Below are 22,026 nucleotides of genomic sequence, written 5' to 3'. Positions count from 1 at the left end.
CAAATAATCATGAAGGTCATTTTATTATTCAAGCAAGTTTAGCCGTTCATCCCAGCCTGAAAGGACAACACGACGCCCGGAATCAGAATGTAGGGAAAAATCAATATGCAAAGCCCCGTCAGGAACAAAATCCTGCAAACGCTCTGGCCATTCGACCAAGACAACACCCTCCATCGCATCATCCCAATCCAGCTCGATTAAATCCTGTTCATTTTCCAACCGCCACAAATCATAGTGATATAAAGAAAATTTTGGGCTTTCATAATGTTGTACCAAGGTAAAAGAGGGACTGGGCACTTCCATTTCAGAATCTTCACAAATAGATCGCAAGAATGACCGAGCAAAAGCAGTTTTACCAATACCCAAAGGACCTGATAATAAAATGGCATCACCTGTCTGTATTAAACGGGAAATTTTTACAGCCAAATCATTTGTTGCTTGCAAATTTGGTAAATCATATATTTTTATAATCATGATTACATAAAACTTAACTGGTAATAAAACGATTTAGTAATAACTTACAGAAAGTTAACATTTCTAGATTACAGATATGTCTTGATAATAAATATATTCAATAAAATTCATTTTATAACAATTTTTTTTCAAACTATTATTTTATGCTTATTTTAATATGTAAACTCTTTGCAATCATCCTTATAATTCTATTTTTTTCTTATATTAAAGGTCAATATAATGATTGGAACCTCTATCACGACTGATATTGCCATAATTGGTACGGGTCCGGCCGGCTTATTTGCCGCTTTTGAATGCAGTATGCTAAAAATGAAGTCTATCTTGATTGACACACTGGATACAGTGGGGGGACAGTGTTCAGCCCTATATCCAGAAAAACCAATTTATGATATTCCCGCTCATCCAAGTATTACCGCACAATCTCTTATTGATTCTCTAGAAAAACAAATTGAACCTTTTGATATTCCACGTCTTTTATCAAACAAGGTTGTAGAAATGGAAGGTCAAAAAGGGAATTTCACTTTAAAAACCGATAAAAACAATATCATTCATGCCAAAGGCATAATCATTGCCATTGGTGCAGGGTCTTTCGGTCCGAATCGTCCACCGTTGGAAAATATAGAAGCTTATGAGCAGACAAAAACCATTCATTATTACATCCGAAAAAGTGATTTATTTATAGATAAAAATATTGTCATTGCCGGTGGTGGGGATTCAGCGGTTGACTGGGCACTGGTCTTAAAAGATAAGGCCAAATCCATCACCTTGATTCATAGAAGAGATCGTTTCCGGGCTTCACCGGAAAGTCTTACACGTCTTGAAACGGCAATTTCAGAAAAGAAAATCAATAAACTTGTCCCCTACCAGCTTCATAAGCTGCATGGGAAACAAGGCTTTCTAGAATCAGTTGATGTTATTTCACTAGACAATCAGATTAGATCTCTTCCAGCCGATCATTTACTGGCCTTTTTTGGCCTGACCACTGATCTTGGCCCTTTACAATCCTGGGATATTGACATTATTCAAGGGAGAATTCCGGTAACTCCATCGACCTGTGAAACAAGTCTGGAAGGAACATTTGCCATCGGAGATATAGCTTTTTATCCAGGAAAATTAAAACTTATATTACAAGGATTCAGCGAGGCCTCTATGGCTGCTTATGCGTTATATAATATTGTTAATCCAGAAACACCACTGCATTTTGAACATTCCACAACACACGGAATTCCAGTAAAATCCTAGATCCCAGTTTCCAAGGTCTTTATAATGATACAGCCCTATATTTCCATAAACCCTGATCTTTTTACCAAAAATGCGGGGGCAACTTTATCTATTGATTTAGGTGCGATTATAAAAAATTATGATTTGCTCAATAACAAAACAAAAATGGCACGATGTGGGGCTGTCGTCAAGGCAAACGCTTATGGGCTGGGAATGTTACCGGTGGCAAGGGCATTACAAAAAACAGAATGCAAGGATTTTTTTGTTGCTTATTTAGATGAAGGAATTGCCCTTAGATCAATATTGGGAAATGAATACGCAATCTATGTCCTGAACGGTTTTTATCCATATGATGCCAAAACGTTTATCAATTATAACCTGATCCCGGTTCTAAATGACCTGAAACAGGTAAAGTTATGGGTCCAAATATGTAAAGATGCCAATTTTAATTATCCTGCCGCCTTGCAATTTGATACAGGCATGTCTCGTTTCGGTATTGACATAAACGATTTCAGAATCATCCAGGAAAAATCTATATCACCTTTCATTCCTACCCTGACCATCAGCCATCTAGCCTGTGCCGATGATCCAAATCATTCATTAAATCTTATTCAATTGCAACGGTTTAAGGCTTTTATCCATCACTTTCCTTCCGTACCGGCCAGTTTATCCGCTTCAAGTGGTATTTTTCTAGGTGAAAATTGGCATTTCGATCTAACACGTCCAGGAGCGGCATTATATGGGATCAACCCTGTTCCTGGACACAAGAATCCCATGTATCCTGTTGTGACATTACGAAGTAAAATCTTACAATTGAGGGAAATTCCCAAAGGGGCCACTGTCGGTTATGGTGCAACGTTCACGGCAGACAAAGCGTTAAAACTGGCTATCGTTTCAACGGGCTATGCAGATGGTTTTTTTCGATCACTCAGCAATAAAATCTGCGTCAAACATATTGATCACCCTGACATTCCCTTACCCGTAATTGGGCGAATTTCGATGGATTGTTTATGTATCAATATATCACCCCTTGCCAATAAAAAAGTTATGATTGACGATGAAATAGAAATTATTGGCCTCAACTGTCCAATTGAAACAATAGCCAACGCGGCAGATACAATTGGTTACGAAATTCTTACCGCCTTGGGAAACCGTTATCGGCGTATTTACAATTAAATAAAAAAGACAGGGTGGTATGATACAACCCTGTCTTGAACAACTAATTAAACGGAATAATTAGTTAGCAGCTGGAGCTGCTGCGTCTGTTGCTGGAGCTTCAGAAGCTGCCGCTTTTTTAGCATGGTGCGCTTTTTTACCATGATGCGCTTTTTTACCGTGATGCGCTCTTTTACCATGATGAGTAGCTGGAGCTGCTGCGTCTGTTGCTGGAGCTTCAGAAGCTGCCGCTGCTGGAGCAGATGCTGGTGTTTGAGCTGCTGGTGCAACAGCGGCAGGAGCAGGAGATGCTGGTGCAGCTTCTTGAGCGAAAGCTGGAGCTGCAAAACCTAATACCGCTGCTGTTGATAGAGCGAAAGAAAGACGACGAGCTAATAATTTCATTTTATTCCCAATCAAAATTATCAATTAAAATCGTATCGAAAATCTATATCCGATATATAAAAAAGTTAGCATAACCTGATGGGTTTGTCTTACATTATAATTGCATTATTTTTGCTATTTTTTACAATTATGCCTTAATTTGGTCTTATTTCATTTCTTAAAAGAAAACAGAAAATCAGCAATCCTTGCAATTATTTTAATTATAAAATGACCTGTTTTAAAATCAAGTTACAAATTGTTACATACAGGATCATATCCTATTATAATCCTGTATAAATTTATATTTAATCAGCTTTCAGCTCTTTGTCTGACATGACGTTTCCGCTCATGTGGATCAAGATATAATTTGCGAAGACGAATGGCTGACGGTGTAACTTCCACCAATTCATCATCCTCAATATAAGCAATAGCCTGTTCCAATGACATTTTTCTTGCCGGAGTCAATAAAAGTGCCTCATCTTTACCCGCAGCACGCATATTGGTTAATTTTTTTTCTTTGATTGGATTAACATCCAGATCATTTTCACGAGAATGTTCACCAATAATCATTCCGACATAAACCTTGTCAGAAGGTTCTACAAACAAAACCCCTCGATCCTGTAAAGAGAAAAGGGAATATTGAACGGCAACACCATTTTCGGCAGAAATCAACGAACCATTACGACGCCCAGCAATGGGTCCAGCCCAGGGACCATAACCTGAAAAAAGCCGGTTCATGATCCCGGTTCCCCGTGTATCCGTCAAGAACTCGCTATGATATCCAATCAAACCCCGGGAAGGAATTGAGAAAGTCAATCTCACTTTTCCGCCACCAGATGGATTCATATCCTGCATTATACCTTTTCGTAGGGACATTTTTTCAACAACAACCCCAGAATAAGGTTCATCAACATCAATAAGAACCTCTTCATAGGGTTCTTCTTTTTCACTTGTTTCCTCGTTAATGCGGGTTAGAACTTTTGGACGGCCAATAGTTAGTTCAAATCCTTCCCGACGCATCGTTTCAATCAAAACACCGAGCTGTAGCTCTCCACGTCCAGCCACTTCAAAAGCATCATTTTCAGCACTATCCGTAACACGAATAGCAACATTACCCTCAACCTCGCGATACAGGCGTTCACGGATTTGACGAGAGGTCACCTTTTTTCCTTCACGTCCACCCAAAGGACCGTCATTAATGCGAAAGGTCATAGATAGGGTTGGAGGATCAATCGGGGTAGCATGTAAGGGTTCCGTTATTTCTGGAGAAGCAATGGTTTCTGAAACCGTTGTATTGGATAAACCTGCCACAGCCACGATATCACCAGCCTGGACCTCCTCAACAGGAACACGTTCCAGACCTCTGAAGGCCAACAATTTTGTTAGACGGCCTGTTTCAATAATTTTACCATCATGTTGCAAAACACGAACAGGCATATTTACCCTTGCCGTTCCCTGTTCTACCCGTCCGGTTAATATACGTCCAAGGAAATTGTCATATTCAAGGATAGAAGCAACCATTGCAAAAGACGCATCAAGGTTAACCGTTGGTGCCGGAACGTGTTTGACAATAAGATCAAACAGCGCACTTAAATCCTCTTTATGGTTTTCAATTGTATAATCAGCCCATCCCTGACGCCCTGACGCATAAAGCATTGGAAAATCCAGCTGCTCATCATTGGCACCCATCGCTGCAAACAGGTCAAAAATTTCATTATGCACTTCATCCGCACGAGAATCTGAACGGTCAACCTTGTTCACCACAACAATGGGGCGCAAACCACGATTCAAAGCTTTTCCAACTACGAATTTAGTTTGTGGCAAAGCTCCCTCGGCTGCATCAACCAAGACAACCGCCCCATCAACCATTGATAAGATACGTTCAACCTCCCCCCCAAAATCCGCATGACCTGGGGTGTCAATAATATTAATTCTTACATTATTCCATACAACAGAGGTACATTTGGCAAGAATCGTAATTCCTCGTTCACGTTCCAAATCATTACTATCCATTGCACGTTCAACCACATGCTGATTTTCACGAAAAGTTCCGGACTGCTGTAATAACTGATCAACCAACGTTGTCTTGCCATGGTCAACATGTGCAATGATGGCAATATTTCGGATCTCCATGATGTTTTTCATTCTCCAACAATACAAAATATGTATGTTTCGCATTATCTACAAAACATACATATTATTCTTCTTTTCAAAAGTTACGTAAATTAATAACAAAAGTTATTTTTATCAAAAAAGCCAAAAATTAGAAATTCATGACTTCTTTCAATTCCGGTAATGGTCTGGCACCAACATGGGAAATAACTTCCGCAGCCACAACACTTCCCAGGCGACCACATTCGGCATAAGTCCTGTCAGTAGTCCAGCCAGCCAAAAATCCAGCAACATAAGCATCACCTGCCCCTGTCGTATCCACAACAACCGTTGGAACACTGGCAACCTCTATCCGCTCTGAATTGGCAAGAATAACACTGCCCTTCTCACCACAGGTTATAACAGCGATTGGAATATCCTGCGCAGCATTTTGAATGGCTTTTTCCAAATCTTCCGTTTCATATAGTGCACAAATTTCAAATTGGTTTGCGAAAACCATATCCACGTGATTTGATACAAAATCCTTAAACTGTACCAGATGTCGCTTTACACAAAAAGGATCGGACAAACTCAACGCGATTTTCCTTCCTGCTTTGTGCGAAATATCTGCAGCCTGATAGAATGCCTTTTGTGCAAGTTCACCATCAAATAAATATCCCTCCAATAAAGTTATTTTGGCATGACTTATGACATCTTCATCAACATCATCTGGTGTAAATTGAGTGCAAGCCCCCAAATAAGTATTCATGGTTCTTTGTCCGTCGGGCGTTACAAAAATAATTGACCGAGCTGTATATAGATTTGGATGCAGGGATGATTTTAAAGGGGTCGATGGAAAATAAACACCACCCTGCTGAATATCTTCTGCAAAGCGTTTTCCGACGGTGTCATCCGCAACTTTTCCCAAATAAGCCGTTTTTGCCCCCATCAGGGCCGCAACAAAACAGGTATTTGCCACTGATCCCCCACTCATTTGTTTTTCCGGCTTTATCAGGCTTTTCAAGGCCTTGACCCGTTTTGCATCAATCAAACTCATACTTCCGGGTATCATTTCCTGTTTTTCGAGAAAATCATCATTAACTCGTGTCAATATATCAACAATGGCATTCCCTATTCCTGCAATATCAAATTCAACATCATCCTCTTTCTTCCGACCAAGTAAATTTTTAAAACCACGCATAAAAAACTATTTCCTTTCCATATAATTATAAAAATTATATTCACTAATCTTAAATGATGTTATTTCTTTTTCTTGCCAGCATACTTAAAAAGTAATTAATATATTTAAAACATTTACTAATTTTTCAAAAATCTTCAATCTGTTTTGACTAAATGTCATTTTTCCCTAGCAGGTCTGTTATACTTTGCTTTACAAACTATACAAGAAGCCATTATTAAACAACAAAAATAACCCGTAACCCAACGTTACCCGATTTTACTTTGTTCTTTAAACGAAAGTCTTATCTTACAATGAATAATCTAACCCCTATTCTTGAAAAAAAACTTATTAACCGAAATACGCTTTTAAACAATACAGAACATACATATTCAAATGACGCATCCCTGAATCGCAGGGCTCTTGTCGTTGGTCAGGGTATAAACATACAAGGTACGTTTAATGACGTTGAAACACTCATAGTTGAAGGAACGATTGAAACCTCTTCAATCAAGTTGAAAAAACTTGTCATTCAGCAATCTGGAGTTTTCCGTGGAACTGTTGAATCCCAGGATATTGAAATAACCGGTATACTGGAAGGCAATATTACCGCTCAAGGGAATCTTACAGTCACTGCAAGTGGCAAGCTCCTTGGCAAGGCGAAATGCCGACGCCTTAAAGTTGAAGATGGTGGACAAATCACCGGACAGGTTGAAATGATTACCACGGACAAACTGAAACAAACGTCAGCTGTCGATTATAGCAACGATAAAGAGGAAGTGGTGACAGAAGAAGTTAAATCTTCAGCAACTTAGTCGAAATAATAAACAAATATTTATGTAACCATATCTTCTCTCATCAAAATTCAATTTTATGAGAAAAGATAGATTTATTAGGCAACGTTATTCTTACGATCTTTCAATTTTACATAGGCGATCTGAACATGTTCCAAACAATAGGGTTTACCCGGAACGATCGGCGCCTTGCAAAAATGAAAGTCTTTTTCGCCTGGATCACCTATCGGCCAACAGCATTCTGAATTTGATTTTCGATAAGAAGGCAGCTCTTTTGGTGATATAAATTCAAGCTTTTTAGGTTTTTTAGTCCTAACCTCAAGCTTCTCTTTAACTGATTCGTCTTTGACAGCATTAATCTCTTTTGATTCTATAACAGTCTGTGTAACGGTTTTATTTTTTTTAGACTCATCCTTTTTTGATATAGCATTTTTTTGAGATTTTGTTTCACCCACTTTATCTTTTGTTGCACTCGCCTTGCGAATCGGGGAAGGTCTTCCCTCAAGTCCCAATCGATGCGCTTTACCAACAACAGCGTTTTTCGTTACATTAAGCTGTCTGCCAATTTCCGCTGTTGAAAGACCTTGTGCCCATAATTCCCGTAGGCGGGCAACGATTTCATCAGTCCATTCCATACATTTTCACCTTAATTACATCACTTTATAAATAACAAATAATTTTTTAAAAACAAAATTCAAACTTTTACAAATTTTAATGTTTTATCTTGAACGGATATCATGAGTTTCCCTTCACATAGATCAATGGCATCTTTTCCAAAAACCTCATGACGCCAACCTGTAAATATTTCCAAATCTCGATAACCCAGAGCTATTTTTTCAATATCCTTACTACTGGCAACCAGCTTAGGGGCCACTTTATAAATTTCACATTTGGCCAATAGCATTACCTTTAACAACGAAACCAGAGCTTCTGATGGTTTTTCTGCATGATTTTTATAGATAAAAGGGGTTGGCAATGATTCAGAATCAATCGCTTTCGCTTTTTTTATAATTTCTAAGACAGATTGACCATCTTGGCCGTTGGCAAAATCTCTATTAATACCTCTTATTTTTTCCAAGGCTTTTACAGTATCGGGTAAAGCCACGGCAATAGCAATAAGACTTTCATCCCTAATAAAATGATGCCTTGGGATATTCACCTTTTGAGATTTCTCTTCACGCCATTGTATTAAATAAGATAAACAGGCCAATGATCGACCATTACGAATTTTTGCCCCTAATTTTTTACAGATTTTTTCAATAGGAGGTAAATAAAAATCCGGATTGGACAAAAGTTCCATTTCAGAAGCAACCCAACTTAAGCGATTATCCAATCGTAATTTTTCATATAAAATTGGAAAAGCACTCCACAGATAGGTTACATCTGCAACTGCATAATCCTGTTGTGCTTTTGTTAAGGGACGTATTGACCAGTCACTAAACCGATAGGATTTATCAACCTTATGGTTCAGTAACGATTCAATCAATGAATCATAACCGATTTGATTTCCAAACCCTGCAACCATTGCAGCAATCTGCGTATCAAATATCGACACAGGCAAAAAGTCAAATAAATGCAAAAAAATTTCCAAATCCTGCTGAGCGGCGTGAAAAACCTTAACAATCTTTGGTTCAAGCAATAGAGGGGTTAATAAGGATAAATCAATTGTCTTGGAAAGAGCATCAACCAAATAAACCTGATGACTACCTGCAATTTGAATTAAACATAATTCCGGCCAATAAGTCGATTCTCTTACAAACTCAGTGTCCATTGTTACATAGTTTTCTACCAACAATGAATCAACCATTTGTCTCAGAGAATGACTGTCTGATATTAATTGAGGAGCAGGAAATTCCTTAAATGATTTCATAAACAATTAAATTAGTTACACTGAAAATCGTTATAAATAATATGATTTTCAAGGTAATTTAAATTTCCTCCAATTTCCTATTTCTGTGTTTTTACAAGATAACTCTGCATGATTACAAACACGGTTTATAAAATAATTTGACATTAATCTCAAAGTATCAATAGACAAAAAAGATTAATTTAACAAAATTGTATTCATTAACAATTCCAAAACACTCGTTGATAAGAGACCTGGTCCAGTACGCTTCCCCTATATTGGCAAATGCTTTTGTTTCAGTCAGATTTTTTATTTTATTTTCCATTTTTGATACGATCAAACCATTTTCAATATAGGAATCATTTCCCTGAACATATAATAAAAAACAATCAAATTCCTGATAGACAAAAATATTATCCAGATTTGCATAACAATCAATTTCAACATCAATATATTTGCAAACAAAACATGTCTGATTGCATTACTGGATGAATACAGCAACCCTGAAATAAATTAGCAAATTGAAAAAGATAATATTGCTTTATAAAATCATAAGATTGATCAAAATCAAAAAAAGTAACCACGTAATCGTTATTGCATTTTGTTTATTTTTTGAACAGATTCCCCCACGTCGGCTTGCAAATAATAATCGCGCCAAAAAATATAATCTTTTTTTCCACAGGCAATTTTGATCTGCCTGAACGCCATTCTGATCATCAACTATATTAAAATATTGGGCTTTCAAATATTTTGGCAATTCCGACATTGGCGTGTAACAATATTTTAAATTTTTCCGCCTGTTTTTCTTCCTCTGTAAACATCTTGTTTTTTCTATCCTATTGTAATACCAACGTCACTAAATCCTGTTTCCGTTTTCATAGAATATGATTAAAGTAAATCCAATATAAACTTAATCGATATTATGAATTCAAAAATGTTATATTCAACCTTACAGTAAAAGGTAAAACAATGAATGATACCAAAGAACTTAAAAACTACCTGACCCAGCTTGGGGCAAATACCTCTTTACCTCAATCTCCATCCGAAGCAAAACTTGAAAAAGTGCCTGCCCCTTATCCGGAATATGATTATACTATTCGTTTTACCGCACCAGAATTCACATCATTATGCCCAATTACCGGACAGCCAGATTTTGCTCATCTTGTAATCGACTATATTCCAGATAAATGGATTGTCGAAAGCAAATCACTAAAATTATATTTGGCAAGTTTTAGAAACCATGGAGCTTTTCATGAAGCTTGTACAGTTGAAATCGCAACCACACTGACAAAATTACTTGACCCAATATGGTTACGAATTGGTGGATATTGGTATCCAAGAGGGGGAATGCCTATAGATGTTTTTTGGCAAACCAGCACACCTCCCGAAAATGTATGGATTCCTTCACAAGATGTTCCTGCCTATCGTGGCAGATAATATCTTTCATTACTAAAGGGTTTGGTTATGTTTATCTGAAACAGCCAAATCAATAATAGCATTGGCTCCCTGCATTCTGTCAATCAACTCACGTTGCTTATCAGTATCATTGGTACCTGAAACCCTATTATACTCTTCCTGCAATTTTGCCAAACGCTTGATCCCTTCCTCTTCAGAAAGTTCATTCAATTTTCTGACTTGTTTGGCAAGAACAGTACAACAACTTTCTTGCATTTCGGCAAACCCGTCTTCAACAAACAGACGATGGATAACCTTATTGTCCTGATAAAGATCAATCACTCCAGCACGAAGAAGAAAAATCATTGGGACATGACCTTCCATTGCGGCAATATCCCCCTCTAAAGCAGGTAAAACAGCCATATCCACTGCCTGAGAAAGAACAACTTTCTCGGGACTAATAATTTCAAGTTTGATTGACATTATTATTTTCCTTTATGGCTTTTAACCGTTTATTTTTCTTCTTGTTTCATTTTTTCGGCTTTTGCAACTGCCTCTTCAATAGTGCCTACCATATAAAAAGCAGCTTCTGGCAAATCATCATGTTTTCCATCGACAATTTCTTTAAAGGAACGAACTGTATCCTTTACTGCCACCAATTTACCTGGCATTCCGGTAAAGATTTCAGCAACATGAAAAGGCTGAGATAGGAAACGTTGAATGCGCCGTGCCCGTGCAACAATCTTTTTGTCTTCTTCGGAAAGCTCATCCATACCAAGAATTGCAATAATATCCTGTAAGGATTTATAGTTTTGCAGAATTTCCTGTACCCGTCGCGCAACCTCATAGTGTTCTTCACCAACGATACGGGGATCCAAGGAACGTGAAGTTGAATCCAGAGGATCTACAGCAGGATAAATACCCAATTCAGCAATTGAGCGGTTTAAAACTGTTGTCGCATCCAAGTGAGCAAATGTTGTTGCTGGCGCGGGATCCGTCAAGTCATCCGCAGGCACGTAGATAGCCTGAACAGAAGTGATAGAACCTTTTTGCGTAGAAGTAATGCGTTCTTGCAATGCACCCATTTCAGTTGCCAATGTCGGTTGATACCCCACGGCGGAAGGAATACGACCCAACAAGGCAGACACTTCAGAACCAGCCTGGGTAAAACGGAAAATATTATCAACAAAGAATAATACGTCCTGTCCAGCTTCATCACGAAAATATTCTGCAACCGTCAGACCGGATAACGCCACACGCGCACGGGCTCCAGGTGGCTCATTCATCTGGCCATAAACAAGAGCAACTTTTGAGCCGTCAGTTTTACCCTCATTAATCTTGATAACACCCGCATCAATCATTTCATGATACAGGTCATTTCCTTCACGGGTTCGTTCACCAACGCCAGCAAAAACTGAAACACCACCGTGACCCATCGCAATATTATTGATCAATTCCTGAATCAAAACGGTTTTACCAACACCGGCACCCCCGAACAGACCAATTTTACCACCCCGTAAATAAGGGCAAAGAAGGTCAACAACCTTGATCCCGGTTTGCAGGATTTCAGTTGTTACACCCTGTTCCTCGAATGAAGGGGCCTGGCGATGAATTGGCATCCGCTTGGCAGAATGAACAGGACCCATTTCATCAATCGGTTCACCAATAACATTCAAAATACGACCCAGTGTTTCAGGCCCGACAGGAACGGAAATCTGGCTACCCGTATTAATCACTTCCATTCCACGAACCATACCATCTGTTGAATCCATGGCGATACAGCGCACCTGGTTATCACCGATTTCCTGTGCAACTTCCAATACAAGCGTACGATCCCCGACCTTACATGTTAACGCATTTAAAATATAAGGAAGCTCCCCTGTAAACTGCACATCAACAACAGCACCCTTGATTTCTGTAACTTTTCCCACAGAATTACTTTTAGATGCCTGATTTTCTTGATTCCCCGCTTCTGAATCACCCATTGTTGCATTACTTTCATTAATTGCTGTATCCGACATAATAAGGTCAGCTCCTAGCAGTATAGTATAATTTATAATAACAATCAGGCAGCATTTGCACCCGATATAACTTCAGTAAGTTCATTAGTAATATTAGCCTGACGCGTCCGATTATAATATAAACTCAACTTATCAATAGCCTTTCCGGCATTGCGTGTCGCACTGTCCATTGCAGTCATTCGAGCACCCTGTTCACCAGCATTTGTTTCAAGCATTGCTGCAAAAATCTGAACTCTCAAATTTTCCGGAAGCAAACGATGTAATACATCTTCCGCCTCAGGCTCAAACAGATAATCTGCCTGATCTCGCAATCCTGAACTGTTTTTTTGCTCAGCACTGTCTTTACGGTCCGTATCCTTTACGGCAAGCTCCAATGGAATAAGCTGCAACTCCGTTGGTGTTTGAACCATCACATTTTTAAATTTATTGTAAATGACAGTACAAACATCAAATCGCTGTTTTTCTAATAAAGACTCGATATAGGCAGCGATCTGGTCTGCAGACTGATATTCAACGTTACCCAAACGATAATCGACATGTTCAGATCCGATGATAAGATTGGGGAACTCACTACGGCAATATACATACGTTTTCAAGCCAACAGGAAAAATCTTAACAGTCTTTCCCTGTTCTTGTAGACGTTTGACCATATTGCGTAATGTACGATTTATATTACTGTTAAATCCACCTGCCAAACCCCGATCACTGCTCATTGGAACAATAAGATGAACCTTGTCTTTACCAGTACCTGTTAACAATGCAGGCAAACCAGGACGACCATCCAAAGACTGCTTCAAACTAACCAGAATACGCTGCATCGCCATAGCGAAAGGCTGAGCCTGACGAGAACGTCGCTCAGCACGATGCATTTTGGCTGCCGCAACCATTTTCATAGCACTCGTTATTTTTTTTGTCGATTTGACACTATTTATACGAGCACGCAATTCTTTTAAAGAAGCCATTCACAAAGTTCCCTAAGCCTGTTTGAATTGTGCAACAAATTTTTTCAGGAATGCTGCCAATTTTTCTTCCAATTCCTTAGTGATCTGGCGTGCATCACGAATTCCATTAAGAATTTCGATACCGGAAGAACGCATGGATTCAATATATTGATGCTCAAATTCCTGAATCTTATTTACTGGAATTTCATCAGTGTAACCACGGGTACCCGCATATAAAACAACGACCTCTTCTTCCATGGTATAGGGAGAATTTTGGGGCTGTTTTAACAATTCTGTTAATCTTGAGCCACGTTCAAGCAACTTACGGGTCGATGCATCAAGATCGGAAGCAAATTGAGAAAAAGCTTCCATTTCACGATATTGGGCAAGCTCCAGCTTAATACTGCCGGCAACCTGTTTCATTGCTTTGCTTTGTGCCGCTGATCCAACACGGGAAACTGAAGTTCCCACATTAACCGCAGGACGAATACCACGATAAAATAATTCTGTTTCCAAGAAAACCTGACCATCTGTAATGGAAATAACGTTGGTAGGAATATATGCAGAAACATCACCAGCCTGTGTTTCAATAACAGGCAAGGCAGTTAATGAACCTGCACCACGTTCATCGGACATTTTTGCAGAACGTTCCAAGAGACGAGAATGCAAATAGAATACATCGCCAGGATAAGCCTCACGTCCAGGAGGACGACGCAATAAAAGGGACATTTGACGATAAGCTACGGCCTGTTTTGACAGATCATCATAACTAATCAATGCATGCATACCATTGTCACGAAAATATTCACCCATTGCCGTGGCGGCATAAGGTGCAATATATTGCATTGGCGCAGCATCTGAAGCGGTTGCGGCCACCACAATGCAGTAATCCATTACACCCTGTTCCTCCAACGTGCGAACAACCTGTGCAACAGTGGAGCGTTTTTGACCGATAGCCACATATATACAATAAAGAGTCTGCTTAGGATCCTTTAAAGCATTCATGGTTTTTTGGGCAATCATCGTATCAACCAAGATTGTTGATTTGCCAGTTTGACGGTCACCGATGATTAATTCACGCTGTCCACGCCCGATTGGAACCAGAGCATCAATAGCCTTGATCCCGGTCAACATTGATTCACATACGGATTGACGCGGAATAATTCCGGGAGCCTTAACATCTGCCAAACGACGTTCGACATCTTTCAAGGGCCCCTTTCCATCAATCGGATTTCCCAATCCGTCAACAACACGACCCAACAATCCCTTACCAACAGGCACATCCACAACCCGATTTGTACGAGTAACGTTGTCCCCTTCACGAACTTGACTGTCGTCACCAAAAATAACAACACCAACATGGTCGATTGACAGATTTAAAACCATCCCGGTCAAATTGCTGTTGACAAAAGAAACCAATTCCCCCGCCATAACGTTTTGCAGGCCATAAACCAATGCAATACCGTCACCAACAGACAGAACAATTCCTGTTTCCTCAATGTCAGATTCTTTATCAAAGGACGCAATTTGTTTTTTAAGGATGTCCGAAATTTCTGCGGGACGGATTTCCATCACGCGGCTCCCTTCATAACATTGTATAGGCGATTAAGACGTGATTGAAGACTAGCATCATAGAGCTTTGACCCAATACGCACGATAATTCCACCTAGTATCTTTGAATCAATACGCTCTTGAATATCTACTTTATTGTACCCTGCTTGGGAAAAACGATCCTTTAATTGGGCACGTTGAATATCAGTTAAAGGAGAAGCTGTAATCACTTCAACTGCAGTAATGCCACGACGAAGATTAACCAAAGCAAAAAATGCCATTAAAAAAAATTTTAAATCAGCAAGCCTTCGATTATTTGCAACCACACCTACAAAATTCTGCAAAATCTGACTGAATCCACAATGATTCATCAACTCAGCCATTATTGCTTTGCTTTGTACAGTATCCAAAGAAGGGTTATTTAAAACATTTCTCAATGTTTCATTTTCAGAAATAATTTTTAACAAACCCTCGGCCTCTGCAATCACCTCATTTAAAGCATGCTGTTCCTCAGCAAATTCATATAACGCGGTAGCATATCGCCCCTTAAGATTATTTGCCGTAAAGGCGGAAGCTGCAAGCGCAGCATGTGTTGCATCGGTATTCACTTCGCTTGTTCTCTCATCGTTCACTAAAATGCAATTGAAACTTCACCCGCTTCATTTTACCTCTTCAGCAAAGGTTTTACAGTCCAAAATGATATTATTAAAAGCCTATATTTTAAAGTAAATCAATAATAAAAACAAAAATATTTTTCAAAAATAAATTTGTCTCAAGTCATACAGAATGATTGTTATACCGACAATCATTCAAACGATCAATTCGATTTAATATAATTTTTAGTAAAAAATATTTTTATTTAAGGAAAAATAACAATTATTGGATATCAATTTTGGTGCGTCGACAAAGATATAAGTAAATCACTTTCTTACCCGTTATTGGCAAGTCTATGCAATGCCGACGAATAAAAGCCTGTTCCGATAAACATTATTGTCTCAGCCAGTTTGGACACAGGGCAGCACGATAAAACTACAACTGATCTTGACCCGCTCAATCCCGACTGATCGGATAATGCATCCAAATTGGCAGAACATGCGCGTTTCGATAAATACTCCGATAAGCTTTTCATAGGGCCTGAACGGGACAAGAGAAACAAATCGTAATGCGGGAACATTCTACCTAAACACTGCCGCAATCTTTAATCGTCACAGGCACTAGATGGCGATTACTGCTAAAAAAAATAGTTATCAGCTATTATTAAACCTCTGTATTTAACACGCCATACTACGAGAATATAAGATAATACTCAAATTGCTATTCGGTTTTATCTGCTATCACGATAATCACCGTGTCATCATAACCAGTGTGAAAATAATAAGTCCGATAATACAAATCTGGCTATATTTATAATAAAAACATTTTCTATGCCATATTATTTTCCATATATTCATACGTTGGCATTAAAAATCCCCGCACAATTAATTAAGCCCGTTGAATTTTTATCTAGTGAACTAAATAAAAATGACAACTACCAAACGGTCAGGATCAAATTTTTCATCATCTGGATAAAACCACGTCCTTCTTCACCTATTCATTCACTTTCATCAAGTTTAACGTTGTTAAGAACACCTCACAATTATTCACTATACTCAAGTCAACTGTATATAAATCATGACGCTCAACACTTGATGTGCCAAGGTCATCTCACCACAGATTGAAATCTGCTTTATTGCTCTGAAACTTGATTTTACGGATTATTATTAGCACATGTACCAGTATATCTCGGCGAAAAAGGCGCCAACTCACTGTTAGGAAATGAACAATTAAATCAGCTGCTGCATCAGAAAACATCTCACGCCAGTCTATCTCACGCCTCGATATTAATTAATACGCCATCTCAATTCTTCTTCAGCTGGTATAGACCAATTAATTTTGCATATCCATAGCCCTTGCCTTTTATCCGAACTGATTGGCATTAATCCCCGCAGCCGAAAAGAAACTATCGTAAGACGAAATTCAGAAAAGAATTTAGTTATTTATCTAATACGACACCCCAAAAAATGTTATTAGAAATGCGTATGCGCAAAGCGCATCTAATGCTGCAATCAAAGGATCAGGTTCGCAAACCGCCTGGAACGTAGGATATCGAACCTCCAAAAAATTCTAGCATCGTATCCAGCTATTTTCTGACTATGAATAATATTAATTTTTATAGCTCTGATTCCATACCGTTATTGCAATATACAATATAATACCAAAAATAAATATGCAGAATGGATTCATTTTCAGTTTAAATTAAACTCATTTGAGCATAAGTTTTTAACGCTGATTTTATTTTGAATGTCCAGATAATGAGCATGACAGTAAAGTATCGATATAACCCAATTATCGTCTCAGTATCACTCACAGCTAGCTTATGTCTATCAATAACCATCCAGAAGCCGGTAACAATTGCCAGTCGCAGAGGAAAATCCTCGAAAATGAATTCATTTTACATTTCCCAACCAATTTTAGATGTGAGCACATAATGATACGGTTGAACGCAGCTAAATTCAGTGAAATTCTGGAAATTTGAAAATGGAGCGGGCGAAGGGAATCGAACCCTCCTCGGTAGCTTGGAAGGCTACTGCATTACCACTATGCTACGCCCGCTTGATAATGCTCGATTGAGTCTGAAAAAACTTTTAATGATTTTTCTTCCCAAATCAAGCTTTTTTTTATCATTTTTATAAAAAATAATTTTTATTCATTTTTTACTTGACTTTCTGTCCATTCCATTGCTTTTTCTTGTATCAATAGATATGATGGTTCTGATCCATTCATATCAAATTTTTTGCAGGGGTGTAGCTCAATTGGCTAGAGTGCCGGTCTCCAAAACCGGAGGTTGCGGGTTCGAGACCCTCCACCCCTGCCAAATTAAATATGAATGACAAACATTCATTTTGTTTTCAACCCATCCTGATATATTATAAAAATTTAACATAGTATTTTAGGATCATTTTATGTAGGGAAGGTATTTCGTGCCGGTCAATCCCACGAAATTTCTAAATGAGGTTCGTGCTGAAGCCAAAAAGGTAACTTGGCCTTCGCGTCGTACAACATTAGTCACAACCGCCGCTGTTCTGGCAATGGCTGCGGGTGCTTCTGCATTCTTTTTCATCGTGGACCAGGCTATCGGCTTTGGAATACGGATTTTATTTGGCCTAGGAGGGTAAACCAGTTATGGCAAAACGGTGGTACGTCATTCATGTCTATTCTGGTTTTGAAAAAAAGGTTGTTCAACAGATTAAAGAACAGATTGAACAAAAAGGTTTAACTGACCAAGTGGAAGAAATCCTTGTCCCTTCAGAAGAAGTCATAGAGGTTAAACGTGGCCAGAAAGTCCAAACAGAACGTAAATTCTTCCCTGGTTATGTTCTGGTCAAAATGGAGATGACTGATGAGGCATGGCATTTAATCAAGGATACTCCCAAGGTTACGGGTTTTCTTGGAAACAGAATGCATCCATCCCCAATTTCCAATGCAGAGGCCGAATATATCATTAATCAAGCCAAAGAAGGTGCAAATAGTCCGCGTCCTTCTGTAGACTTTGAGGTTGGCGAGCAAATTCGCGTTTCCGACGGGCCATTCACTTCATTTAATGGTGTTATTGAAGAAATAGATACTGAAAAAGGTCGGCTAAAAGTCAGTGTTTCCATTTTTGGACGTTCTACACCTGTTGATCTGGAATATAATCAGGTGGAAAAACTTTAGTCCCTTAAATACTGGATGCAAAACAATATAAAACAGCTTTTCGTTTCCCATTATCATTTTTTGCATCCTTATTGACTTATCCAAATATTCAGAACCATTTTTACTAAATTCTGATTTTTTTCATAAAACTTAAACAAGATCCATTGAGACAAAATCTCTTTTTTTATAATAGTGATTGATCAATAAGCCTAATAAAACAAATCTTATATCCAAAAAATTTCTATAATAAGCTTCATTTTCATATTTCTTAATAAATTTCACCCTCCACTCTTGAAGAATAAATAAAGCTCCTATATAAAACAAAAACCATGCCGACATAGCTCAGGGGTAGAGCAACTGATTCGTAATCAGTAGGCCCTCGGTTCAATTCCGAGTGTCGGCACCATGAACATAATAAAATCATTTTCTAAATATAATTTAACGTGATCCGACTTGACTTAATAATCTGACGTTATAGTAGACAATAATATAAAGCTAAATCCGCTTAAAAACACATTATATATATTTTGTTTTTTTAATGTCATAAAACAAAAAATTGTTTTATTGACTTCAATAAAGTTATTATAAATTCTAAAAAAATTATATTTCAACTATGAACAATAAGCAATTCCTGCTTTTTCAGCTTTTTTTTGCAGATCAGGGGCATTTTTTAAATTCAAGGGTTGTAATATATGATTCTTTGTCTTTTGACAAAAATTGGCCGCCATATGAAATGAAGGATGATCAGGAGAAGATAATTCTTTACGTAGGCAGCCAACATCACTTTCCAAGGGTAAACGCCCCATTTCTGGATTACAGGCATTAAGCAGTAATCCAGTAAATAAAATTAAAATCGATTTATAGTTTATCACTGTATTCAACCCTGAAATCTTTAATAAGATTTTTGATTATAATGAGAATAGCTATTATCGTTAATTTATTCTTTTTACAGTGACAAGCAATATAGTTTTTTAAAAAGTTACGTTGGTTTTCAAACCAACAATCGTTGCATCTTTATAGGCCTTCGTCGCGGCAACATGATGAAAATATTCAAATACTGGCATAATCATGATTCCACGATAGGCAGCAAAACCATAATTAGCTTCAAATAAAATTGAATCTCCCTGAACTCCAGGGGCACCATTCAATAGAGCGAAAACTCCATTACCATTTAATGGTGCTCCATGTGCAACTTGAAATTGCTGTGCATGCCGAAGAGTATGAGGAATCGTATAATATGTAAACATCACCCCAATTTGATCATAGGCTCTGCCTTTCCAAAATCCACGATCCAAAAACCCGAAATTGTAAAAGTCCTTAAATGTTGATGTTGTTGTAGAATCATGCCCATAATTTGCCAAAACAAATAATCCATGATCATCAATTGCATCATGACGATAAATCATTTGGTAGGATTGAATCCAGAATTGGGTACGGTAATCTTTTTTATTGTTATTTAAAACTTGTGAAGACCAGGTTTGAAAATGACTGCTATCTATACCTGCACCAATATGAATGCTACCCACTAAATGATGTTTTCCGATATCAGGATTATAACCAAATTCAACAGGAACAAAAGCACCAGTTGTTCCCTTGGTTCCCCAATAAAATCCAGTTGCTCCTCCTTGTGGCCAAGGTGTACTTTGATATGCACCCACTTCAAAATAACTATTAGGTGTCATATTAACAAGAATTCTTCCCCCCCAAACTGCACCAGGCCAATCTGAAAATCCCTGTTGAGACTGAGTACTTCTTGGATGGCCACAAGTTGAAAGAATCATAAATTGACATGCCATGGGACTATGGGCAAAATCATCTCCTACACTCATACGACCGACTTTAATATCGACCCGACCATTCCATAATTTTTGTTCACCATAAACATCATAAATATGAAATAAGCGAGAATAGCCACCCCCGTATACTTCCTGGGCCTGAATCTGCGTATCCCCAACATAATCAGCACTGGCATTACGACCTGAACGATTCATAACAATCATATGAGTTGAAAATCCCTTTAAGCCGGCGATTTTTTCCCAATCCATATCAACTGAAAATGTTATTTGTTGTGTAAAATCAGCACCGTTTCTTCGTCCACCATGAACCACACCAGCTGTTTCTGTCACCCAGTTTAATCCAAGCTGAATACCATATTTATCAAGATAATCATTTATCGGTTTAGAAAAAATACTTTTTGTTGGATCAAGACTGGACGGGTTTACTTCACGTGTATTGAATTTATTCATCTCACCAAGTGCAACATTCCGATTCGTCTCTGGTACTGAAGCATCATCAATATTTTGAGGAGGTTTACCATTATTGGAAAGATCAAGCGCCATTAATTTGTTAATTGGCATAAGCAAAATCATTACGTTTAAACCCAATATAATATACTTTTTCAGGAAATTTATAGGACTATAAAAAGCAATTAGACTATCCATAACTTAACCTTTCCTCATAAAGTACATTCAATCAGAGGATATATTTTCTCTAAATTGAAAATTTCAATATTAGTTAATCATTAGATTAATATATTAAAATATAAATTTATTGTTACCTTAGATAAAAAATGAAAAATTGGTTAAAATCTTTAAATTTGTGTATTTTATAATACACTTCATTTTGAATTATTTACTAAATACAGAAAATGATACTAAATAATTTTTTTTTAATTTTTAATAAACAAAATATTTTTGATATAAAAACAGAAAAAATACAGAACTAAATATATTGCTTATATTTTGTTTCCAACATTAATTATTCTATAAAAAATTTTTATATTTATTAAGTTATGATCTTTATTTGGTTTTTTACGGTATATGAGAGGTGGACATGCGATATTCACAAGTGGTTTATTCATTTTTTGCATGAGGGAATGGGAGGGGTTTGGCGCTGGATTTCATGTTGGTCATGCAGGTTTGTGTTTGCAACAATTCATGATATTTTCAAGTGATACGCCAGCCTCGGGAATAAAGACTGCCCGGTGGCCATATTGTTTGCCAAGATTGCCATACAGGACGCATTTTTCCACGGTTTCATGGATAAAAGGCTTTTTTTGCCTCCAAAGCGGCAGATCACATGGGTTAGCCACTGGCCTGCGGAAGCAGGATCGGCAACAAGGATGATGCGTCTCAACGCGGGATCAACAGGATATTGTCCGTGATGATATAGCAATTTTGAGTGGAAGTTATTGGGAGCGGGGAGAGGATTTGAACCTCTGACCTTCAGGTTATGAGCCTGACGA

22 protein-coding genes and 3 tRNA genes are annotated in these 22,026 nt (G+C 38.0%); 9 read left to right on the top strand and 16 right to left on the bottom strand.

Annotation, left to right across the window (positions count from 1 at the left end):
• Positions 1-24 precede the first annotated feature (24 nt).
• Positions 25-474 carry a tRNA (adenosine(37)-N6)-threonylcarbamoyltransferase complex ATPase subunit type 1 TsaE gene (gene tsaE, locus H3T57_RS00125; RefSeq protein WP_198192462.1) on the bottom strand — a complete coding sequence of 150 codons (450 nt, stop codon included), beginning with the start codon at positions 472-474 and terminating at the stop codon, positions 25-27.
• 219 nt (positions 475-693) lie between these two features.
• On the opposite strand from tsaE, the gene H3T57_RS00120 reads away from it, so the two are divergent.
• Together H3T57_RS00120 and alr are read left to right on the top strand one after the other, a co-directional pair.
• Positions 694-1,716, top strand: a complete 1,023-nt coding sequence (locus H3T57_RS00120) for an NAD(P)/FAD-dependent oxidoreductase (RefSeq protein WP_198192460.1) — start codon at positions 694-696, stop codon at positions 1,714-1,716.
• A gap of 24 nt (positions 1,717-1,740) precedes the next feature.
• Positions 1,741-2,871, top strand: a complete 1,131-nt coding sequence (alr, locus tag H3T57_RS00115) for an alanine racemase (protein WP_198192457.1) — start codon at positions 1,741-1,743, stop codon at positions 2,869-2,871.
• Positions 2,872-2,931: 60 nt separating this feature from the next.
• Here alr and H3T57_RS00110 read toward each other — a convergent pair whose 3' ends face one another.
• The 3 genes from H3T57_RS00110 to H3T57_RS00100 all read right to left on the bottom strand — a co-directional run bounded on the left by H3T57_RS00110 (position 2,932) and on the right by H3T57_RS00100 (position 6,526).
• A complete protein-coding gene (locus H3T57_RS00110; RefSeq protein ID WP_198192456.1) occupies positions 2,932-3,255 on the bottom strand; it encodes a hypothetical protein in 324 nt (107 codons plus the stop codon).
• 288 nt (positions 3,256-3,543) lie between these two features.
• The gene (gene typA / locus H3T57_RS00105; RefSeq protein ID WP_198192453.1) at positions 3,544-5,367 is read right to left on the bottom strand and encodes a translational GTPase TypA; all 1,824 of its coding nucleotides are present in this window, start codon (positions 5,365-5,367) and stop codon (positions 3,544-3,546) included.
• Positions 5,368-5,497: 130 nt separating this feature from the next.
• A complete protein-coding gene (locus tag H3T57_RS00100; protein ID WP_198192450.1) occupies positions 5,498-6,526 on the bottom strand; it encodes an adenosine kinase in 1,029 nt (342 codons plus the stop codon).
• Positions 6,527-6,816: 290 nt separating this feature from the next.
• Between H3T57_RS00100 and H3T57_RS00095 the strand changes: the two genes are divergently transcribed.
• Positions 6,817-7,317 carry a polymer-forming cytoskeletal protein gene (locus H3T57_RS00095; protein WP_198192448.1) on the top strand — a complete coding sequence of 167 codons (501 nt, stop codon included), beginning with the start codon at positions 6,817-6,819 and terminating at the stop codon, positions 7,315-7,317.
• Between the two features lie 77 nt (positions 7,318-7,394).
• Here H3T57_RS00095 and H3T57_RS00090 read toward each other — a convergent pair whose 3' ends face one another.
• From H3T57_RS00090 to H3T57_RS00080, 3 genes are all read right to left on the bottom strand, one after another.
• Entirely contained in the window at positions 7,395-7,931 is a 537-nt protein-coding gene (locus H3T57_RS00090) for a GcrA family cell cycle regulator (protein ID WP_155567301.1), read from the bottom strand.
• Positions 7,932-7,990: 59 nt separating this feature from the next.
• On the bottom strand, positions 7,991-9,166 hold the full coding sequence (gene rnd, locus H3T57_RS00085; RefSeq protein WP_198192445.1) for a ribonuclease D: 1,176 nt from the start codon (positions 9,164-9,166) through the stop codon (positions 7,991-7,993).
• A gap of 517 nt (positions 9,167-9,683) precedes the next feature.
• Positions 9,684-9,908, bottom strand: coding sequence for a hypothetical protein (locus H3T57_RS00080; protein ID WP_198192444.1), 225 nt, complete (start codon positions 9,906-9,908; stop codon positions 9,684-9,686).
• 203 nt (positions 9,909-10,111) lie between these two features.
• On the opposite strand from H3T57_RS00080, the gene queF reads away from it, so the two are divergent.
• A complete protein-coding gene (gene queF / locus H3T57_RS00075; RefSeq protein WP_110438573.1) occupies positions 10,112-10,579 on the top strand; it encodes a preQ(1) synthase in 468 nt (155 codons plus the stop codon).
• A gap of 12 nt (positions 10,580-10,591) precedes the next feature.
• On the opposite strand, the gene atpC is transcribed toward queF, so the two are convergent.
• From atpC to H3T57_RS00040, 7 genes are all read right to left on the bottom strand, one after another.
• Positions 10,592-11,020, bottom strand: a complete 429-nt coding sequence (gene atpC, locus H3T57_RS00070; RefSeq protein ID WP_198192442.1) for an ATP synthase F1 subunit epsilon — start codon at positions 11,018-11,020, stop codon at positions 10,592-10,594.
• 29 nt (positions 11,021-11,049) lie between these two features.
• Positions 11,050-12,522 (bottom strand): F0F1 ATP synthase subunit beta, encoded by a 1,473-nt coding sequence (gene atpD / locus H3T57_RS00065; protein WP_110438630.1) that lies wholly within the window; start codon positions 12,520-12,522, stop codon positions 11,050-11,052.
• An 80-nt stretch (positions 12,523-12,602) separates the two neighbouring features.
• Positions 12,603-13,520, bottom strand: coding sequence for a F0F1 ATP synthase subunit gamma (locus tag H3T57_RS00060; protein WP_198192441.1), 918 nt, complete (start codon positions 13,518-13,520; stop codon positions 12,603-12,605).
• A gap of 12 nt (positions 13,521-13,532) precedes the next feature.
• Positions 13,533-15,071 (bottom strand): F0F1 ATP synthase subunit alpha, encoded by a 1,539-nt coding sequence (gene atpA, locus H3T57_RS00055; protein WP_198192440.1) that lies wholly within the window; start codon positions 15,069-15,071, stop codon positions 13,533-13,535.
• Positions 15,071-15,658 (bottom strand): ATP synthase F1 subunit delta, encoded by a 588-nt coding sequence (gene atpH / locus H3T57_RS00050; RefSeq protein WP_198192438.1) that lies wholly within the window; start codon positions 15,656-15,658, stop codon positions 15,071-15,073. The genes atpA and atpH overlap by 1 nt, the downstream gene beginning before the upstream one ends.
• Positions 15,659-15,978: 320 nt before the next feature.
• Positions 15,979-16,179, bottom strand: coding sequence for a hypothetical protein (locus H3T57_RS00045; protein WP_155569609.1), 201 nt, complete (start codon positions 16,177-16,179; stop codon positions 15,979-15,981).
• A gap of 1,449 nt (positions 16,180-17,628) precedes the next feature.
• Positions 17,629-17,702 (bottom strand) — tRNA-Gly (locus H3T57_RS00040).
• Positions 17,703-17,887: 185 nt separating this feature from the next.
• On the opposite strand from H3T57_RS00040, the gene H3T57_RS00035 reads away from it, so the two are divergent.
• The 4 genes from H3T57_RS00035 to H3T57_RS00020 all read left to right on the top strand — a co-directional run bounded on the left by H3T57_RS00035 (position 17,888) and on the right by H3T57_RS00020 (position 19,188).
• A tRNA-Trp gene (locus H3T57_RS00035) sits at positions 17,888-17,964 on the top strand.
• A 106-nt stretch (positions 17,965-18,070) separates the two neighbouring features.
• Entirely contained in the window at positions 18,071-18,265 is a 195-nt protein-coding gene (gene secE, locus H3T57_RS00030; protein WP_110438579.1) for a preprotein translocase subunit SecE, read from the top strand.
• A 7-nt stretch (positions 18,266-18,272) separates the two neighbouring features.
• Positions 18,273-18,803, top strand: coding sequence for a transcription termination/antitermination protein NusG (gene nusG, locus H3T57_RS00025; RefSeq protein ID WP_110438580.1), 531 nt, complete (start codon positions 18,273-18,275; stop codon positions 18,801-18,803).
• A gap of 310 nt (positions 18,804-19,113) precedes the next feature.
• Positions 19,114-19,188: transfer RNA gene (locus H3T57_RS00020), tRNA-Thr, on the top strand.
• Between the two features lie 205 nt (positions 19,189-19,393).
• Here the strand turns inward: H3T57_RS00020 and H3T57_RS00015 are convergent.
• Both H3T57_RS00015 and H3T57_RS00010 read right to left on the bottom strand, forming a co-directional pair.
• Positions 19,394-19,654, bottom strand: a complete 261-nt coding sequence (locus H3T57_RS00015) for a hypothetical protein (RefSeq protein WP_198184448.1) — start codon at positions 19,652-19,654, stop codon at positions 19,394-19,396.
• Positions 19,655-19,753: 99 nt separating this feature from the next.
• Positions 19,754-21,151: a carbohydrate porin gene (locus tag H3T57_RS00010; protein ID WP_230882874.1), complete on the bottom strand. Its 1,398-nt coding sequence runs from the start codon at positions 21,149-21,151 to the stop codon at positions 19,754-19,756.
• A 450-nt stretch (positions 21,152-21,601) separates the two neighbouring features.
• Here H3T57_RS00010 and H3T57_RS00005 point away from each other — a divergent pair, with 450 nt between their 5' ends.
• Positions 21,602-21,907 (top strand): hypothetical protein, encoded by a 306-nt coding sequence (locus tag H3T57_RS00005; RefSeq protein ID WP_198192437.1) that lies wholly within the window; start codon positions 21,602-21,604, stop codon positions 21,905-21,907.
• Positions 21,908-22,026: the final 119 nt, after the last annotated feature.

Origin of the sequence: Commensalibacter sp. W6292M3 (assembly GCF_016101315.1) — a bacterium.
Lineage (GTDB): Bacteria > Pseudomonadota > Alphaproteobacteria > Acetobacterales > Acetobacteraceae > Commensalibacter > Commensalibacter melissae.
The sequence above is the reverse complement of the archived record's forward strand: the minus strand, read 5'-3'. Positions and strand labels throughout refer to the sequence as shown.

Bases quoted from the DNA above. Each gene is read 5' to 3' on its own strand.
- tsaE (WP_198192462.1), bottom strand. From the start codon at position 474: ATGATTATAAAAATATATGATTTACCAAATTTGCAAGCAACAAATGAT.
- H3T57_RS00120 (WP_198192460.1), top strand. From the start codon at position 694: ATGATTGGAACCTCTATCACGACTGATATTGCCATAATTGGTACGGGT.
- alr (WP_198192457.1), top strand. From the start codon at position 1,741: ATGATACAGCCCTATATTTCCATAAACCCTGATCTTTTTACCAAAAAT.
- H3T57_RS00110 (WP_198192456.1), bottom strand. From the start codon at position 3,255: ATGAAATTATTAGCTCGTCGTCTTTCTTTCGCTCTATCAACAGCAGCG.
- typA (WP_198192453.1), bottom strand. From the start codon at position 5,367: ATGGAGATCCGAAATATTGCCATCATTGCACATGTTGACCATGGCAAG.
- H3T57_RS00100 (WP_198192450.1), bottom strand. From the start codon at position 6,526: ATGCGTGGTTTTAAAAATTTACTTGGTCGGAAGAAAGAGGATGATGTT.
- H3T57_RS00095 (WP_198192448.1), top strand. From the start codon at position 6,817: ATGAATAATCTAACCCCTATTCTTGAAAAAAAACTTATTAACCGAAAT.
- H3T57_RS00090 (WP_155567301.1), bottom strand. From the start codon at position 7,931: ATGGAATGGACTGATGAAATCGTTGCCCGCCTACGGGAATTATGGGCA.
- rnd (WP_198192445.1), bottom strand. From the start codon at position 9,166: ATGAAATCATTTAAGGAATTTCCTGCTCCTCAATTAATATCAGACAGT.
- H3T57_RS00080 (WP_198192444.1), bottom strand. From the start codon at position 9,908: ATGTCGGAATTGCCAAAATATTTGAAAGCCCAATATTTTAATATAGTT.
- queF (WP_110438573.1), top strand. From the start codon at position 10,112: ATGAATGATACCAAAGAACTTAAAAACTACCTGACCCAGCTTGGGGCA.
- atpC (WP_198192442.1), bottom strand. From the start codon at position 11,020: ATGTCAATCAAACTTGAAATTATTAGTCCCGAGAAAGTTGTTCTTTCT.
- atpD (WP_110438630.1), bottom strand. From the start codon at position 12,522: ATGGGTGATTCAGAAGCGGGGAATCAAGAAAATCAGGCATCTAAAAGT.
- H3T57_RS00060 (WP_198192441.1), bottom strand. From the start codon at position 13,520: ATGGCTTCTTTAAAAGAATTGCGTGCTCGTATAAATAGTGTCAAATCG.
- atpA (WP_198192440.1), bottom strand. From the start codon at position 15,071: ATGGAAATCCGTCCCGCAGAAATTTCGGACATCCTTAAAAAACAAATT.
- H3T57_RS00045 (WP_155569609.1), bottom strand. From the start codon at position 16,179: ATGAAAAGCTTATCGGAGTATTTATCGAAACGCGCATGTTCTGCCAAT.
- nusG (WP_110438580.1), top strand. From the start codon at position 18,273: ATGGCAAAACGGTGGTACGTCATTCATGTCTATTCTGGTTTTGAAAAA.
- H3T57_RS00010 (WP_230882874.1), bottom strand. From the start codon at position 21,151: ATGATTTTGCTTATGCCAATTAACAAATTAATGGCGCTTGATCTTTCC.
- H3T57_RS00005 (WP_198192437.1), top strand. From the start codon at position 21,602: ATGAGAGGTGGACATGCGATATTCACAAGTGGTTTATTCATTTTTTGC.